Annotated in this window: 1 protein-coding gene; it reads right to left on the bottom strand. The window is 76.0% G+C overall.

The window, feature by feature from the left end; translation table 11 throughout:
• Window positions 1–3 precede the first annotated feature (3 nt).
• Window positions 4–18,660, bottom strand: a complete 18,657-nt coding sequence (locus V4Y04_RS33965) for a non-ribosomal peptide synthetase (protein WP_332432155.1) — start codon at window positions 18,658–18,660, stop codon at window positions 4–6.
• Between the last annotated feature and the right edge of the window lie 120 nt (window positions 18,661–18,780).

Raw genomic sequence — 18,780 nt, 5'->3', positions numbered from 1 at the left:
TCCTCACCGTTCGTCGTGGTCGCTGTCGCCGCGTGCGGCGTCCTCGAGTTCGCTCAGCACCTGTTCCTCCACCAGCTCCGCCAGGGCGGCGACGGTGCGGTGGACCAGGACGTCGCGGGGCGTGAGGGTCACGCCGAAGGTGTCGTTGGCGCGGGAGGCGATGAGCAGGGCGCGCAGGGAGTCGCCGCCCAGGGCGAAGAAGTCGTCCTCGGCCCCCGTGGTGGTTCCCAGGGCCTCCTCCCACAGGGCGGCGACGGCCTCCTCGGTGGGCGTGCGGGGCGGTATGTGCCCGGCGGCCGACGGCTCCGTGTCCGGGCCGGGCGCGGGCAGCGCGGCCCGGTCGGTCTTGCCGTTCTCCGTGAGCGGGAACCGGTCCAGCGCCACGAACGCCGAGGGCACCATGGGGCCGGGCAGGGTCCGGGCGGCGAAGGCCCGCAGTTCCGCGCCGGCGGGCGGCTCGGCGCCGGGCGCGACGAGCAGGTGGGCCACCAGACGCGGCAGCCCCGGTTCGTCCTCCCGCACGCTCACCACGGCGTCCAGCACCGCCGGGTGGCGTACCAGGGTCGCCTCCACCTCGCCGGCCTCGATGCGGTGGCCGCGCAGCTTGAGCTGGTGGTCGGTGCGTCCGAGGTGGTGCAGTTCGCCGCGGGCGTCGCGGCGGACCAGGTCGCCGGTGCGGTACATGCGGGTGCCGGGCGGTCCGAACGGGTCGGCGGTGAAGCGGGCCGCGGTCAGGCCGGGGCGGCCCTGGTAGCCGCGGGCCAGGGCCGGTCCGGCGAGCCACAGTTCGCCGGGCACGCCGTCGGGGGCGGGGCGCAGGCGCGCGTCGAGGACGTAGGCGCCGGTGGCGGGCAGCGCGCGGCCGATGGGCGGTGCGGAGCCGTCCGGTTCCAGCGGGTCGGACCAGGTGGCGACGACGGTCGCCTCGGTGGGCCCGTAGGAGTTGACCATGCGGTGGTGCGGTGCCCAGCGGGCGACCAGTTCGGCCCGGCAGGCGTCCGCGCCGACGATCAGGGTGCGCAGGTCCGGCAGGGTGCCGGGGGTGTCCGGCGGGAGGGTGGCGAGCGCTGCGGGCGGCAGCAGGGTGTGCGTGATGTGCGCGGTGCGCAGGAAGTCGGCCAGTTCCGCGCCGAGCAGCGGGCCGGGCGGCGGTACGACGAGGGCCGCGCCGTTCGGCAGGGACATGCACAGCTCCAGCACGGAGGCGTCGAAGCTGGGCGTGGCGAAGGCCAGGACGCGGTCCCCGGCGCGGACTTGGTAGTGCGCGGCCTCGGCGGCGGCGAAGCCGGCCAGTCCGCGGTGGGGGACGACGACGCCCTTGGGGATGCCGGTGGAGCCGGAGGTGAAGATGACGTACGCCGGGTCGTCGAGGTCCAGGGGGCGGACGCGGTCGGTGTCGGTGGGCCGGTGACCGGGCGTGCCGTCGGGCGGCGCGGCGAGCAGGCCGGCCACCTCCCCGGCGGTGAGGGTGACGGCGGGGTCCGCGTCGCGCAGCATCAGCGCGACCCGTTCGGCCGGATAGCCGGGGTCCACCGGGAGGAAGGCGGCGCCCGCCTTGGCCGCGGCGAGCTGGGCGAGGACCATGTCCGCCGAGCGCGGCAGGACGAGGGCGACGATGTCGCCGGGTCCCGCCCCGCGCGCGATGAGCCGGTGCGCGAGCCGGTTGGCGTGTGCCTCCGCCTCGCCGAAGGTCAGCGATGACTCCCCCGTGTCGAGGGCCGGGCGGTCGGGCCACCGGTCGGCCCCGGCCTCGATCAGTGCCGGCAGCGTCGCCGGGGTCACCGGCGGCAACTGCGGGCGTACGGGGCCGTGCAGCAGCCGGTGCCGTTCACCGGGCGGCAGCACGTCGAGGGCGTGCAACGGCGCCCGGTCACCGGATGCGGCGAGGGCGGACAGGGTGTGCACCAGCCGGGCGGCCAGGGCGTGGGCGGTGGACTCCTCGAAGTAACGGGGGTCGTAACCGAGTTCGACGCTCAGTTCGTCGCCGGGTGAGATCACCACGGTGAGGGGGTAGTTGGTCGCCTCACGGGCGTCGAGGTCCCGGATCCGGACGCCGTGGGCGCCGGCGGTGGCGTCGCCGACCGGGTAGTTCTCGAAGACCAGCAGGCTGTCGAACAGGGCCGTTCCGGAAGGCAGTTCGCTCCACTGGTGCAGCTCGGACAGCGGGACGTGGTCGAAGCGCCGGTCCTCCGCCCGCGCGGCCTGCAGCTCGCGCAGCCACGCGGCACAGGGCGCGTCCTCGTCCACGGTGACCCGGGCGGGCAGGGTGGTGATGAACAGGCCGGTGATGGTGTCGGCGCCGGGCAGGCCGGCGGGCCGCCCGGAGACGGTGGTGCCGAAGCACACCTCCCGCTCGCCGCCGGCGCGCGCCAGCAGCAGCGCCCACGCGCCCTGCACCAGCGTGTTGAGGGTGAGGCGGTGCCGGCGGGCGAACTCCGTCAGCCGGGCCGTGCCGTCCGCGCCGAGCCGCCGCGACAGCCAGGTGCCCGAGCGGGCGGCGGCGCCGGGGGCGGGCCTGCGGTCGTAGGGCAGCGGGGTGGGTGCGGCGTAGTGCGCGAAGGCCGCCTTCCAGTGTTCCTCGGCGGCGGCGGTGTCCCGGCCCGCGAGCCAGGCGACGTAGTCCGCGAAGGGCCGCCGCTGCGGCGGGGGCGGCTCGGTGCCGGCGGCGAGCGCGGCGTGTGCGGCCAGCACGTCGCCCAGCACGTGGAAGACGCTCCACCCGTCCAGCAGGACGTGGTGGAAGGTCCACACGACGCGCACCTCGTCCGGGCCGAGCCGGATCAGGGTGACGCGCAGCAGCGGGGGCCGGTCCAGGGCGATGCCCCGGGCGCGGTCCTCGTCGAGCAGCCGCCGCAGCCGGGCCTCCCGCTCCGCCGGTGTCCGTGCGCTCCAGTCGAGTGCGGTGACGGGCAGGGTGGCGTGGCGGTGCACGGTCTGGAGCGGGACCGGCATCCCGCGGAGGGCCACGGCGGTGCGCAGGACGGGGGTCCGGTCGACGACGTGCTGCCAGGCGGCGGCCAGGAGCCGGGGATCGCGCACGCCGTCCGCCACGAACGTGATCTGCTCGGTGTACAGGCCCTCACCGGGCTCGTCCATGCCGTGCACGACCATGCCGGTCTGCGTGGGGGTGAGCGGGTAGGCGTCCACCACGTCGCGCCCGGTGCCGGCGAGCCGGTCGACGGCCGCCTGGTCCAGCCCGGCGAGCGGGAAGTCCGAGGGGGTGCGGCCGCCCGCGCCGGGCTCGGCGCAGTGCCGGACGATCTCCCGCAGCTCCTCGGCCGTCTCGGCCGCCAGCCGGGCGACGGTGTCGTGCCGGTGCACGTTCCGCGAGTACGACCAGGTGAACTCCAGCCGCTTGTCGGTGACCCGGCCGAGGACGTCGATGAGGTGCGGCCGGTCCGCCGAGCGGTCCATGCCGCCGGTCAGCCCGTCGTGGGGCGCGCGCAGCAGACCGTCCTCGGCCGCGTTCCAGTCCTGCCGTCCCAGGTAGTTGAAGCTCACCTGCGGCAGGCCGGGCAGCTCGCCTCCGGCCGTGGGGTGCAGGTGGCGCAGCGCGCCGTAGCCCACTCCCCCGCGCGGCACGGCCCGCAGGTTCTCCTTGACCGTCTTCAGCGCGGCCCCGAGGCCGGCGTCGCGGGGCACGTCGAGGCCCACGGGGAACAGGGTGGTGAACCAGCCGACGGTACGGGCGAGGTCGACGTCGTCGAAGAGGTCCTCGCGGCCGTGGCCCTCCAGCGCGACCACCACCCGGTCCTGTCCCGTCCAACGGGCCAGGACCCGGCCGAGGGCGCACAACAGGACGTCGTTGACGCGGGTGCGGTAGACGTCCGGCACGTCCTGGAGGAGCCGGCGGGTTTCCTCGCCGTCCAGGCTCACCGTCACCGTCTCCTCGTCGGCGGCGGTGTTGCCGCCGGTGAGGTCGGTCGGCAGGGCCGTGGGGCGCAGGGCGCTCCAGTGGGTGATCTCGTCGTCGAAGCCGCCGTCGGCGGTGTGCGCGGCCAGGCGCCGGGCCCATTCCCGGAAGGAGGTCGTCTTCGCCCCCGGGCCGGGCGGGGCACCGGCGCGCAGCGCCCGGTGGGCGGCGTCTAGGTCCTCCAGGACCACCCGCCAGGACACCGCGTCGACGACCAGGTGGTGGGCGGCCAGCAGCAGGACGGGCGGCCGGTGGCCGTCCGGGCGGCACAGGGCGGCCTTGAGCAACGGCCCTCGCGTCAGGTCGAATCCGGCGCACAGGCCGGCGGCCACGGCGGCCGGCGCCACGGGCGCGTCGTGCACCTCGAGGTGCGGCGCGGCACCGGGCGGGGTGCCGTACTGGTGCCACCGTCCGTCGCCGGCCGGTTCGTAGCGCATGCGCAGCGCGTCGTGCTGCTCCAGCACCGCCGCGAGGGCGGCGCGCAGCAGCGTCTCGTCGGTGTCGGTCGCCAGCTCGAAGGAGACCGCCTGGGTGAAGCGGGCCGGGTCGCCGGTGAGGGTGTCGAACAGCCAGTGCTGTACGGGCGTGAGGAGGACGTCTCCGACGACCGGGCCCTGTTCGGCGGCGGCCGTCGGCACGGCCGGGAACTCCTCGGCGGCCGTGGCCAGTTCGGCGACCGTCTGGTGCTGGAAGAGGTGCCGGGGCGTCAGCGCGAATCCGGCGCGGCGGGCGGCGGAGACGATCCGGATGCCGAGGATGGAGTCGCCGCCGAGCGCGAAGTAGTTGTCCGTCGCGCCCACGTCGGGCACGCCCAGTACCTCGGACCAGATCGCGGCGAGCGTCCGCTCGGTGGCGGTGCGCGGCGGCCGGCTGCCCCCCGTGGTGGTGGCCGCGGACCACACCGGTTCGGGCAGGGCCCGCCGGTCCAGCTTGCCGGTGGCGCCCAGCGGCAGCCGCTCCAGCGGCACCACGACCGCCGGGACCAGGTGGTCGGGCAGCGTCCGGGCGAGGAAGGCGCGCAGGTCGGCCGGTGCCGGGGGGTCGTCGCCGCGCGGCACGGCGTAGCCCACGAGGCGCTTGTGGCCGTCGTGTTCCACGACCCGGGCGGCGGCCGCGGCCACCCGCGGGTGGCGGGCCAGCGCGGCCTCCACCTCGCCGAGTTCGATGCGGAAGCCGCGCACCTTCACCTGGTCGTCGGTCCGGCCGAGGTACAGCAGATCGCCGTCGGCGGTCCAGCGGACCAGGTCGCCGGTGCGGTACATGCGGCTGCCGGGCGGGCCGAAGGGGTCGGCGGGGAAACGGGACGCGGTCAGGCCGGGCCGGTTCAGGTAGCCGCGGGCCACGCCGGTCCCGGCGAGGTACAGCTCGCCGGGCGCCCCGACGGGCACGGGGCGCATGCGGGCGTCGAGGACGTAGGCGCGGGCGCCTCCGACGGGCCGGCCGATGGGCGGGACCCGGTCGGGGTCCGCCGGGTCGCAGGTGAAGGCGGTGGCGTAGACGGTGGCCTCGGTGGGGCCGTAGATGTTCATGACCCGGCAGCCGGGGATCGCCTCCCGCACCTGGCGGACGGCGCGGGCGGGCAGCGCCTCGCCGGCCAGGACGACGGTGTCGGCCGTGACGTGCACGGTGTCCTCGGCCAGCAGGCGGCCCAGGGCGGAGGGGACGGCGCTGAGCAGTCCCGCACGCCACGGACCGGGCCGCTCCGCGAGGGCCAGCAGGTCGCGGACGACCTCGACGTGGCCGCCCGCCAGCAGCGGCGTGAGGATCTCGAACACCGACACGTCGAAGGTGAGCGACGTGGAGGCCACCACGTGGGAGAGCCCGCGGCCGGTGAACTCGGCGGCGGCCCAGTCGGTCAGCGCCACCACCGAGGCGTGGGGGACGACGACGCCCTTGGGCCGGCCGGTGGAGCCGGAGGTGTGGATGACGTAGGCGGGGTGGTCCGGCAGCAGCCCGCCGCGCCGCTCGCCGTCGCCGACGGGCGCGGCGGACGTGGCGGCCAGCCGCCCGGCGCAGGCCGCGTCGTCCAGGGCGATCCGCGTGTACGGGCCGTCCGGCAGCCGCGCGGAGGTCTCCGCGCAGGTGATCACCGCGTCGGGCCGCACGTCCTCGAGGAGGAAGGCGATGCGCTCCGCCGGATGGCCGGGGTCGACCGGGAGGTAGGCGGCGCCGCTCTTGAGGACCGCGAGGAGCGCCACGATCAGGTCGGCGGTGCGGGGCAGGGCCAGCGCGACGAACCGCTCCGGTCCGGCCCCGGCCTCGATCAGGAGGCGGGCCAGCCGGTTGGCGCGCTCGTCGAGCCGCCGGTACGTGAGGTGCTCGGCGCCGGCGGTCACGGCCGGGGCGTCGGGGGTGCGGGCGGCCTGTGCCGCGAAGGCGTCCGCCAGGGTGCGGCGCGGCAGCGTCGCCACCGGCCCCGCGAGCCGGTCCAGCAGGCGGCGTCCGTCGGCCGGTTCGAGCGGCGGCAGGTCGGCCAGGGTGCGGCCGGGGTCGGCGGCGATCCGCGTCAGCAAGGTGCGCAGGCTCGCGCCGAGCCCTTCGACGGTGGCGGCGTCGAAGGCCGCCGGGTCGTAGTCCAGGGACACCGTCACGTCGTCGCCGGGGGCGACGACCACGCTGAGTGGGTAGTTGGTCGGCTCCAGGTCGCGTTCCTGCTCGACGGCGAGCCCGTGCCGGGCCAGGGCGCCCTCGTCGAACGGGTAGTTCTCGAAGACGACGATGCTGTCGAACAGGTTGGTGCCGCCGGGCACCTCGCTCCAGGTCTGCAGCTGGGCGAGGGAGACGAAGTCGTGGCGCCGGGCCTCCGACTGGGCGGCCTGCACATCGCGCAGCCACTCCAGCAGGGGGCGCTCGCCGTCGATCCGCAGCCGGGTGGGCAGGGTGTTGATGAACAGGCCCACCATGGAGGTCACGCCGGGCAGTTCGGCCGGGCGGCCGGACACGGTCGTGCCGAAGACGACGTCGTCACCGCCGCCGTAGTGGTGCAGCAGCAGCCCCCAGGCGCCCTGGAGCACCGTGTTGACGGTCAGGCCGGCCCGCTGAGCCGTGTTCTTCAGCCGCGCCGACACCTCCCGCCCGAGGGTCACCCGGACCGTTCCCGAGGAGGATGTGCGGTGGGCCCCGGCGGGGCGCCGGTCGCGCGGCAGCGCGGTGGGGGCGGCGAACCCGGCGAGGGTCTCGCGCCAGTGGCGTTCCGCACGGCCGGCGTCCCGGTCGGCCAGCCACCGCAGGTAGTCCGCGAAGGGCGCCCGGTCGGGCACCTGCGGGCGGTGTCCGGTGGTCAGGGCCGCGTACCGCTCGCACACCTCGTCGAACACCTGGGCCGCGCTCCAGCCGTCGAGCAGGACGTGGTGGAACGTCCACACCATGCGCACCCGGTCCGGTGCGAGCCGGATCAGCGCGAGCCGCATGAGCGGGGCCGCGCCGAGGTCGATCCCGGCCCGCCGGTCCGCGTCCAGCAGCGACTCCGTGTCCCGTGCGCACTCTTCGGCGGGCCGGCCGGACCAGTCGTGGTGGGTGACGGGCACGACGGCCCGCCGCTCCACCACCTGGAGGGGTTCGGCGGTCTCCTGCCACACCAGGCGGGTGCGCAGGATCGGGTTCGCGTCCGCCGTGCGCCGCCACGCCTCGGCGAGCGCGTGCGGGTCGGTGACGCCGTGCAGCACCACCTGCACCTGGTTCACGTAGGTGCGGCCCTGGGGGTCCATGAGGCTGTGGAACAGCATGCCCGCCTGCATCGGCGTCAGCGGGTACACGTCCTCGACCGTGCGTCCGTCCCCCACGACCCGGTCCACGGCGGCCTGGTCGAGCCGGGCCAGCGGGAAGTCCGAGGGCGTGCGGCCGCCGGCGTCCGGGGCGGCGCAGTGCGCGACGATCTCCTCCAGCGACCGCAGCATGCCCTCGGCGAGCGGGGCGACCGTCTCCTCGCGGTGGCGTCCGCCGCTGTAGTGCCAGGTGATCTCCAGCTCGTCGTCCTCGACGCGGGCCACCACGTCCAGCAGGTGCGGGCGCGGTGCGGCGGGGTCCTCGGCGCCGCCCAGGCCGCCGGGAACCGCCCGGACCAGCGCGCCGCCGTCGGCCGACCAGTCGAACCGGCCCAGGTAGTTGAAGCTGATGCCGGGCAGCGGCGTGGCGGCGAGCCGCTCGTCGCCCGCCAGGTGGCGCAGGGAGCCGTGGCCGACGCCCCGGTCGGGTACGGCCCGCAGCTGTTCCTTCACGGACTTCAGGGCGGTGCCCCAGTCCCCGTCGGGCAGTTCGAGGGCGACCGGGAAGAGGCTGGTGAACCAGCCGACCGTGCGGGACAGGTCGAGGTCGTCGAAGAGCCGGTCCTCGCGGCCGTGCCCCTCCAGTCCCACGGCGACGGTGCGGCGTCCGGTCCAGTCGGCCAGCACGCGGCCGAGGGCGGTCAGCAGGACGTCGTCGATGCGGGTGCGGTAGACGGCGGGAACCCCGCGCAGGAGGTCTGCGGTCCGCCGGCGGTCGAGGCGTACGGTCACCGCGCGCAGGTCGGCGGCGGTGTTGCCGCCGTCGAGGTCCACCGGCAGCGGTTCTGCGCAGTGCCGCGCCACCGTCGCCCAGTGGGCGCGCTGCGCGGCGAAGTCTTCCTCGCCGGTGCGTTCGGTGAGCCGCCGCACCCATTCGCGCACGGACGTCGTGCGCTGCGGCAGCCGTATTCGCTCGCCGTCCCGGGCCTGCCGGTAGGCGGTTTCCAGGTCCTCCAGCAGGATGCGCCAGGAGACGCCGTCGACGATCAGGTGGTGGGCGGTCAGCAGCAGGCGGGCGGCCCGGTGCTCGCGGGTGAACAGCCGGGCGGCGATCAGCGGGCCGGTGTCCAGCCGGAAACCGGTGTGCGCCTCCTGCGAGAAGCAGGCCTCGGCCTCCTCGGCGGCCCGCGCGTCGAGACCGTTCAGGTCGTGCACCCGCAGCAGCCGGGGGGTCTCGGTGCCGGGGGCGGCGTACTCCTGGTGCCAGGTTCCGTCCGCGGCGCGGGTGAAGCGAGCGCGCAGGGCGTCGTGGTGGGCCCACAGTGCGGCCAGGGCGGCGCTCAGCGCGTCGGCGTCGACGTCCTCGGCCGTCTCGACGACCACGGACTGGTCGAAGTACTCCGGGCGCGGCGGTTCGGCGTCGAGGAACCAGTGCTGGATCGGGGTGAGCCCGACCTCGCCGGTCACCGGACCGGTGCCCGCGACGGCCGGGGCGGCGCCGGTCGCGGCGGTGGCCAGGGCGGCGAGCGTGGGATGCCGGAACAGGTCCCTCGGAGTCAGTGCGAGCCCGGCGGTGCGGGCGCGGGAGACGACCTGGATGCTGACGATCGAGTCGCCGCCCAGCATGAAGAAGTGGTCGTCGACGCCGACCCGTTCCACGCCGAGGAGCTCGGCCCAGATGCCGGCGAGCACCCGCTCGGCGTCGGTGCGCGGCGCGCGGTGGGCGGTGTCGCCCGCCGCCGACGGGTCGGGGTCGGGCAGGCGTCGCCGGTCGACCTTGCCGTTCGCGGTCAGGGGCAGCTCCGCCACGGTGACGAACGCGGCCGGGACCATGTAGTCGGGCAGTTCGCCGGACAGGCTCTCGCGCAGCTCGGCCGCCGGCGGCACGGCCGTGCCGGGGGCGGGTACCAGGTGGGCGACCAGGCGGGTGCGTCCCGCGTGCCGCGCCGCCGACACCACCGCCTCGGCGATCGCCTGGTGCGCGGTGAGCCGGGCCTCGATCTCGGCGGGTTCGACGCGGAAGCCGCGGATCTTGATCTGGTCGTCGGCGCGTCCCACGAAGTGCAGTTCGCCGTCCGCGCTCCAGCGCACGATGTCACCGGTGCGGTACATGCGGGTGCCGGGCGGGCCGAACGGGTCGGCGGGGTAGCGGGCCGCCGTCGCGCCGGGGCGTCCGGTGTAGCCGCGGGCCAGCCCGGCGCCCGCAAGGTACAACTCGCCCGGGACGCCAGGTGGTTGCGGCTGGAGCGCGCCGTCCAGGACGTACGCTCGGGTGTCGTCCAGGGGGCGGCCGATGGGCAGCGTCGCGGGCAGCTCGTCACCGGCGCGGAAGTCCCGCCGGGTGGCGAAGGCGGTGGTCTCGGTCGGCCCGTACACGTCGACGACGGTCAGGTCCGGGCAGGCGTCCAGCACGCGCCGTACGGCGGAGCCGGGCACGGCCTCGCCGCCGGTCCACACCTCCCGCGCGCCGCGCAGGCAGGCGGGGTCCTCCTGGGCGAGGAGGCGGAACAGGCCCACCGTCAGGAACAGGCAGGTCACTCCCTGTTCGGTGATCGCGTGGCGCACGGCGGCGGCTTCGAGGTCCCCCGGCGGGGCGAGCACGGCCGTGCCGCCGCGCAGCAGCGGCACCCACAGCTCGTAGGTGGAGGCGTCGAAGGCGTGCGGGGAGTGCACGAGGACCCGGTCGTGGACGGCGAAGGCACGGTCGAGGGCGAGCGCCGCGACGTCCCGCTGCCGCGCCGCCACGCCCTTGGGGTTGCCGGTGGAGCCGGACGTGAACATGAGGTACTGGACGTTGTCCGGGTGCACGCGCGGCACGGCCGTGGGTGTTGGGGCCGTGGGCGCCGGGACCGTGGGCGCCGGGACCTCGGCCGTGTCGTCGTCCGGATCGTCGTCCGGTCGAAGTACGCGGCCTTCCGGGAGGAGGGCCGCGGCCGTCTCCTCCCACACCCCGTCCGTGAGCAGCAGGCCGGCACCGGCTTCCCCGAGCATCGTGCGCAGCCGCTCCCGCGGCGCCCTGCCGTCGAGCGGGACGTACACGCCGCCGAGACGGGCGAGGGCGACCTGGGTGACGACGAGGCCGGCCGAGCGGTCCATCAGGACGCCGACGGGGACCTCCGGGCGCACCCCGAGCGCGGCCAGCCGGCCGGCCAGTGCCCCGGCCCGGTCGTCGAGTTCGCGGTAGGTGAGCCGCTCGTCGCCGGCCAGCAGCGCGACGGCGCCGGGGTCGCGCCGCACCTGCGCGGCGAACAGGTCCGCGGTGGTCGCCGCGGGGGTGCCGGTGGCGGTGTCGTTCCACGCGTGGAGCACCTGCTCGCGCCGGGCGGCCGTCAGCAGGGGCAGGCGGGCGGGCGCGCTCTCGGGTGCGGTGGCGAAGCCCTCCAGCAGGACGGTGAGGTACTCGGCCATCCGCTCGACGGTGGCGGCGTCGAAGAGGTCCGGGTCGTAGCCGAGGCGCAGGGTGAGTTCCGTGCCGGGGTAGGCGACCAGGCCGAGCGGGTAGTTGGTGGTCTCGATACCGTCCAGGCCGCTGAGCCGCAGCCCGTGCGCGGCGGCGAGGTCGTCGTCGACCGGGTAGTTCTCGAACACCACGATGCTGTCGAACAGGGCGGCGCGTTCGGGCAGTCCGGTGAACGCCTTCATGTGGTGCAGCGGCACGTGGTCGTGGCGGCGGTCCTCGCTCTGCTCCTGCTGGAGCCTGCCCAGCCAGGTGAGCAGCGTCTCGTCCCGCGGCACGGTCACGCGGGTGGGCAGGGTCGCGATGAACAGGCCGGTCATGGTGTCGGCCCCGGGCAGCTCGGGCGGCCGTCCGGAGACGGTGGTGCCGAAGACCACCTCGTCGCGGGCCGCCTGGCGGCTCAGCAGCAGCGCCCAGGCACCCTGCACGAGGGTGTTCATGGTCAGGCCCGCCGTCCTGGCCAGGCCCGTCAGTGCCCGGGTGGTGGTCTCGGGCACCGTGACGCGTACCGCCCGTGTCGACTCCGCGCGGTGGCTCTCGCGCGGTTCGCGGTCGAAGGGCAGCGCGGTGGCCTCGTCCAGGCCGTTCAGGCGGGTGTGCCAGTGCCGTTCGGCCTCGGCCCGGTCCACGCGGTCGAGCAGCCAGGCGACGTAGTCGCGGAAGGGACGGCGGTCGGGCAGCGGGATGTCCGCGGCGCCCGTCCCCGTCAGGCCGGCGTGGCAGGCGAAGACGTCGGAGAGGACCTGGAACAGGCTCCAGCCGTCCAGGATCAGGTGGTCGAAGGACCACACGAGACGGACCTCGCGGTCGGAGAGGCGGGCCAGCGTCAGGCGCTGGAGCGGCGCCCGCGTCAGGTCGACGCCGCGGGCGCGGTCGCCGTCGAGCAGTGTGCGCAGCCGCTCGTCCCGCTCGGCGTCGGACAGGCCGCGCCAGTCAAGGAGTTCCACCGGCACGGCCGCCCGGCGCTGCACGACGAGGAGCGGCTCGGGCACGTCCTGCCACGCCACCCGGGCGCGCAGCACCGGCGTGCGGTCCGTGACCCGCTGCCAGGCGTCCGCCAGCACGGCCGGGTCCTCCACGCCGTCCAGGACGAACGTCAGCTGCTGGAAGTACACGCCGCGGTCGTCCTGCGAGAGCCGGTGGAAGAGCATGCCGGCCTGGGTGGGCGTGAGGGGGTGGACGTCCTCCACCCCGGCGGGGTCCTCGCCCACGATGTGGTCGACGTGTGTCTGGTCGAGCCGGGCCAGCGGGAAGTCCGAGGGGGTGCGGCCGGCGGCGCCGGGCCGGGCCGCGTGGCGGGCGAGGCCGGCCAGCGCGTCGGCGAACCGTCCGGCGAGGTCCGCGACGGTCTCCCGCCGGTGCAGCTCGTCCGAGTAGAACCAGGTGAACTCCAGGCTGTCGCCGTCCAGCAGTCCCACCACCTCCAGGGCGTGCGGGCGGGACGCCGCGGGGTCGGCGTCCAGCTCCAGCGGACGGAACGGCCCGCCGTACAGCCCCCCGGAGGTCTCCGACGTTCCGGAGAGCCCGAAGCGGCCCAGGTAGTTGAAGCTGATCTGCGCGGTGGTCGCCGGGAGCGGTGCGGCGTCGCGGCCCGGCAGGGCCAGGACGCCGTGGCCGAGGCCGTGCCGGGGCACCGCGCGCAGCTGCTCCTTGACCTGCTTGAGCACGGCGTCCCAGGACGCCTCGGGCGGGACGGCGAGGGCGACGGGGTGGCGGGTGGTGAACCAGCCGACGGTGCGGCTGGTGTCGACGTCGGCGAACAGTTCCTCGCGGCCGTGGCCCTCGACGTCCACCAGCACCCGGTGGTGCCCCGTCCAGCCGCACAGCACCCGGCCGAGGGCGGCGAGCAGGACGTCGTTGGCCCGGGTGCGGTAGGTCTCGGGCAGGGTCCGCAGGAGCGCTTCGGTGTCCTCGGGGCCGAGGCGTACCGTCACCGAGCGCTGGGAGGCGTAGGTGTCGGCGCCCGTCCGGTCCGACGGGAGGGCGGCCCGGGCTCCCTCGGTCGCCCGGGCCCAGTAGGCCTTCTCGTCGTCGAAGCCGCCGTCGGCGGCGTGTGCGGCGAGGCGCTCGGCCCACTGCCGCAGCGGGGACGACTTCGAGGGCAGCGCCGCTGCTCCGTCCCGGCCGGCCCGGCGGGCACGGTAGGCCCGGTCGAGGTCTTCGAGGAGCAGACGCCAGGAGACTCCGTCGACGACGAGGTGGTGGACGGCCAGGTGCAGCACGTGCGGCCGTCCGGGGCCCCGGTCGTGCAGCACGGCGCGCAGCAGCGGTCCGTGGCGCAGGTCGTGGGGGCCGAGGTGGGGGGCGTCGGTGTCCGGGCCGGTGTGGCGCGCGAGGCGGCAGCGGGCGGCCGGGCCGTCGATCAGCCACCGTACGCCCGCCTCGTCGGCGGGGAAGCGGGAACGCAGGGCGTCGTGGTGGGCGACCACGTCGTCGAGGGCGTCCTCGAGTGCGGTCGCGTCGACGCCGGCGCGCAGTTCCACCGAGAGCGTCTGGCCGAAGTGCCCGGCCCGCTCGGCGGCGCTGTCGAAGAGCCAGTGCTGGATGGGTGTCAGCGGCGCGGCACCGGTCGCCTCGACGGGCGCGGACACGGGGGCGGGCCGCCGGCTCCCCGCCTCGTCGGCGCGGCGGGCCAGGGCGGCGACCGTCTGGTGCCGGTAGACGTCCCGCGAGGTGATCGTGAGGCCCGCCTGCCGGGCCCGGGCGACGACCTGGATGCTCAGGATGGAGTCGCCGCCCAGCGCGAAGAAGTTGTCGTCCGCTCCGACCCGCTCCACGTGCAGGACGTCGGCCCAGATGCCGGCGAGGGTCCGTTCGGTGGGGGTGCGGGGTGCGACGTGGCGGGTGGCGGGTTCGGCCGGCGCCGGGTCGGGGAGGCGGCCGCGGTCCAGTTTGCCGTTGGGGTTGAGCGGCAGGGCCGACAGCACCACGACGGCCGCGGGGACCATGTGGTCGGGCAGGGTGCGCCCGAGTTCGCGGCGTACCGCCTCCGGTTCCACGCGGGCGCCGGGAGCGGGGACGACGTATCCGGCCAGACGGCGGTGGCCGTCGCCGTCGCGGACGGCCGCGGCGGCCTCGGCGACGCCCGTGCAGCGGCGCAGAGCCTCCTCGACCTCGCCCAGTTCGATGCGGAAGCCGCGCACCTTGACCTGCTGGTCCATGCGGCCGAGGTATTCGAGCCGGCCGTCGGTACTCCAGCGCACCAGGTCGCCCGTGCGGTACATGCGGCCGCCGGGGGCACCGAAGGGGTCGGCGACGAAGCGGGCGGCGGTCAGACCGGGGCGTCGCAGGTAGCCGCGGGCCAGTCCGCCGCCGCCGAGGTACAACTCACCTATGACACCAGGGGGCTGGGGGCGCAGCAGGCGGTCCAGTACGTAGGCGCGGGTGCGGGCGACGGGACGGCCGATGGGCGGGGCCTGGTCGGGGACGGTGCCGCCGGCGAACCAGGCGGTGGCGTAGACGGTGGCCTCGGTCGGGCCGTAGAGGTTCGCCACCTCGGCCGAGGGCATGGCGTCCCTGATGTCCCGCACGGTCCGGGCGGGCAGGGCCTCGCCGGCCAGGACGACGGTGTCCGCCTCGACGGGACCGCCTCCGCCGAGCACGCGGGAGAGCACGGACGGGACGCCGCTGAGGAGTCCGGCCCGGCGCGGGCCGGCGCCGTCGGCGAGGGCCGGGAGGTCGGCGACCACCTCGACGCTGCCGCCGGCCAGCAGGGGGCACAGCAGCTCGAAGACGGACACGTCGAAGTTGAGGGAGGTGGACGCGACGACGTGCGCCAGCCCGCGCGGGCCGAACGTCTCCTTCGCCCAGGCGGCCAGCGCGGCCACACTGCGGTGGGTGACGACCACGCCCTTGGGCCGGCCGGTGGACCCGGAGGTGTGGATGACGTAGGCGGGGTGGGACGGGTCGAGCGGCCGGGTCCGGTCGGCGTCGGTCGGGTCGGCGTCGGCCAGGTCCGGGACATCGGCACCGGCACCGGCACCGGCATCGGACGGGCCGGTGTCCTCCAGGAGCAGCGGTTCGCGGTCCTCGGGGAGCGCGTGGGCGGTCTCACGGGTGGCGACGACGAGGGCGGGGGCCGCGTCGTCGAGCATGAAGCGGATCCGCTCCGCCGGGTAGCCGGGATCGACGGGCAGGTATCCGGCGCCCGACTTCAGGACGGCCCACAGCACCGGCAGCAGGTCGGCCGAGCGTGGCAGGCACAGCGCCACCAGGGACTCGGGGCCCGCGCCGTGCGCCGTCAGCAGCCGGGCGAGCCGGTTGGCGCGCCGGTTCAGTTCGGCGTAGTCCAGCCGGGCCCCGCCGCAGGTCACGGCGGTCCGGTCGGGAGTTCGGGCCACCTGTGCCTCGAACAGCGCCGGGAGCGTGGCGCCGTCGGCGTGGTCGTCGGCCGGCGCGGGCGGGTTCCAGGAGTCGAGGAGCGTGCGCCGCTCGTCGTCCGACAGCAGCGGCAGTTCGGCCAGCGTCCGGTGCGGGCCGTCCGCCATGCCCTCCAGCAGGCGGTGCAGTTGGCGGCTCATCCGGGCCACGGTCGCCGCCTCGAACAGGTCGGTGTTGTACTCGGCCGTCAGCTCGCAGCCGCCGTCGGCGCGCGGCGCGAACTCCAGCACGAGGTCGAAGCGGGCGGCCGGACGGGGCAGCGGATGCTCCTCGATCCGCACCCCGGCCGCCAGCGGCGGCCGGGCGGGCGCCGCCTGCTGTACCACCAGCACCTGCACCAGCGGAGTACGGCTGGGGTCTCTCCGCGGGGCGAGTTCCTCGACCACCCGGTCGAACGGCACGCCGTCGTGCGCGAAGGCGTCCAGCACGGTCGCGCGCACGGACTCCACGAACCGGTCGACCGTGACGGCGTCGTCGACCTCGCCGCGCAGCACGACGGTGTTGGCGAAGAAGCCCGTCACGTCCTCCAGTTCGCGGCGGTCCCGTCCGTTGGTGACGGTCCCGAACGCCACGTCCCGCTGCCCCGAGTAGCGGGAGAACAGCACGGCCGCCGCTCCGGCGAACAGCGTGAAGACGGTGGTGCCACGGCCCTGGGCCAGCTGCCGCAGCCGGTCCACCAGGCGCTTCGGGAGGTCGTGGCGGTGAGCCGCGCCCGCGGTGGTGCGCACCGCCGGCCGGGGCCGGTCGGTGGGCAGTTCGAGTTGCTGCAGGCCGGCCAGGTGGCGTTTCCAGTAGCGGAGGTCGTCGGCGTCCGCGTCGCCGGTACGCCGTTCGCGCTCCCACAGCGCGAAGTCCGGGTACTGCACGCCCGGCCGGGGAAGGCCGTCCGGTTCGCCGCAGGCCTCCGCGCGGTAGAGCGCCGCCAGGTCCCGGGTCAGGACGCCGGCCGACCAGCCGTCGGTGACGATGTGGTGCTGGGCCAGCAGCAGGATGTGGTCCTCGGGTGCGCGGCGGACGAGCAGCGCCCGGGTCAGGGGGCCGGACGTCAGGTCGTGGGGGCGGCGCAGTTCCTCGGTCAGCAGGCGCTCGACGGCGTCACTCCGCCGGTCGGCGGGCAGGTGCGCGACGTCGGCCGTGCCCAGGGGCAGTACCGCCTCGGGGGCGATCAGCTGGACGCCCTGGCCGTCGACGGTGGCGAAGGTGGTGCGCAGGGAGTCGTGGCGGGCGGCGAGCCGGTCCAGGGCGCGTCGCAGGGCCGGTGTGTCGAGCGGGCCGCGCAGCCTCAGCGCGACACCGGTGTGGTACTCGGTTCCGCCGTCGGTGAGGTCGTCGAGGAACCAGAGGCGTCGCTGGGCGCTGGAGAGCGGGACGGGCTTTTCGCGCGGGGCGGAGGGAATCGGGTCCGGTGGTACGGCGGCGGACGGCTCGGCGGCCAGCGGGGCGAGCGCGGCGACGGTCCGTGCGGTGAACACGTCGCGCAGGGAGAGCCGGACGCCGAGGACCTCCCTGATCCGTGTCAGGGTGCGGGTGGCGAGGATCGAGTCGCCGCCCAGGTCGAAGAAGTCGTCGGTGACGCCGATGGTGTCGGCGCCGAGGACGTCGGCCCAGATCGCGGCCAGGGCCCGCTCGCCGTCGGTGCGCGGCTCGACGTGCTCCTCGGTCCGCGCGCTCCCGGGGGCGGGCAGGGCCCTCAGGTCGATTTTGTGCTGGGGGGTGAGGGGCAGCGCGTCCAGGACGACGACGGCGGAGGGCACCATGTGGGCCGGCAGGGCGGTGGCGAGGGCGGCGCGCAGCCGGGCGGGCTCGGGCCTGCGGGCCGGGTCGGCGGGGGTGACGTAGCCGACGAGCCGGCCGCGGGCGGGTTCCTCGTCGCGGACCACGACGACGGCCTCACGGACGTCGGGGTCGCGGGTCAGGGCGGCCTCGATCTCGCCGGGCTCGATGCGGAAGCCGCGCACCTTGACCTGCCGGTCGGCCCGGCCGAGGAAATCCAGCTCGCCGTCCGCCCTGCGGCGCACCCGGTCGCCGGTGCGGTAGAGGCGGGCGCCGGGCGGTCCGCAGGGGTGGGCGACGAACCGGGTCGCGGTCAGGCCGGGGCGGCCGAGGTAGCCGCGCGCCAACCCGTCGCCGCCCACGTACAGTTCGCCCTCGGTGCCGGGCGGCACCGGGCGCATCGCCGCGTCCAGGACGTGGGCCCGGGTGTCGGGCAGGGGGCTGCCGATGGCCGGTGTTCCGGTGCCGGCGGTCAGCGGCCCGGACCAGGTGGCGACGACGGTGGCCTCGGTCGGCCCGTAGGAGTTGATCATGCGGCGGCCGGGTGCCCACCGGTCGACGAGCGCGGCCGGGCAGGCCTCGGCCCCGACGATCAGGGTGCGCAGGTACGGCGCGCCGCCGGTGTCCGCCGGGTCGGGCAGGGTGGCGAGGGCGGCGGGCGGTATGAGGGCGTGGGTGATGCGGTGCTCGTCCAGGACGGCGGCCAGTTCGTCGCCCAGCCAGGGCCCGTCCGGCGGTACGACCAGCAGGGCGCCGGACAGGACGGATATGCACAGCTCCAGTACGGAGGCGTCGAAGCTCGGTGAGGAGAACTGCAGCACGCGGTCGCCCGGCCCGACGGCGTACCGCTCGGCGGCGGCCGCGGCGAAGGCTCCGATGCCGCGGTGGGTGACGGTGACGCCCTTGGGGGTGCCGGTGGAGCCGGAGGTGAAGATGACGTACGCCGCGTGGTCGGGGAGCACGCGGCTCCCGGGCGGGTCCGTCTCCCGGGTCCCGGCGTCCATCAGCGCGCGGACCCGGTCGGGGTCGTCCAGGACGACGGCCGGTGCGGCGTCGGCGAGCATCAGGGCACGCCGTTCGGCCGGATAGCCGGGGTCCACGGGGAGGAACGCGGCACCGGCCAGGGCCACGGCCAGCTCGGCGGCGATCAGTTCCATGGAGCGCGGCAGGACCAGCGCCACCGTCCGCTCCGGTCCGGCGCCGCTGCCGACGAGGTGGGCGGCGAGACGGCCGGCCCGCCGCGCGAGTTCCCCGTACGACCAGGTGCGCCGGCCGTCGGTCACCGCGGGGGCGTGCGGGTCGCGCGTCACCCACCCGGCGAACAGCTCACCGAGCGGGACGTGCCGGGTGGTGTGGTCGGCGCGGGCCGGCGGGGTGGTGCCGGCCGGTGCGGAGGCGGGCGTGGTGGGGTGCTGGGCGTGCAGGTCCGTCATCGGGGTGCAGTCCTTCGGGCGCGGGGCGGCGCGCGGACCCGCGCGCCGGTCTCCGGCGGCCTGCGGGCACACCTGAGCGGTGCGGGGTCCGTGCGTACGGGGAGGGTGTGTGACGCGGGC

The sequence above is a fragment of the Streptomyces sp. P9-A2 genome (assembly GCF_036634175.1).
GTDB classification, from domain to species: domain Bacteria; phylum Actinomycetota; class Actinomycetes; order Streptomycetales; family Streptomycetaceae; genus Streptomyces; species Streptomyces pratens.
The sequence above is the reverse complement of the archived record's forward strand: the minus strand, read 5'-3'. Positions and strand labels throughout refer to the sequence as shown.

Coding starts and splice junctions, on each gene's coding strand:
- V4Y04_RS33965 (WP_332432155.1), bottom strand. CDS start 18,660: ATGACGGACCTGCACGCCCAGCACCCCACCACGCCCGCCTCCGCACCG.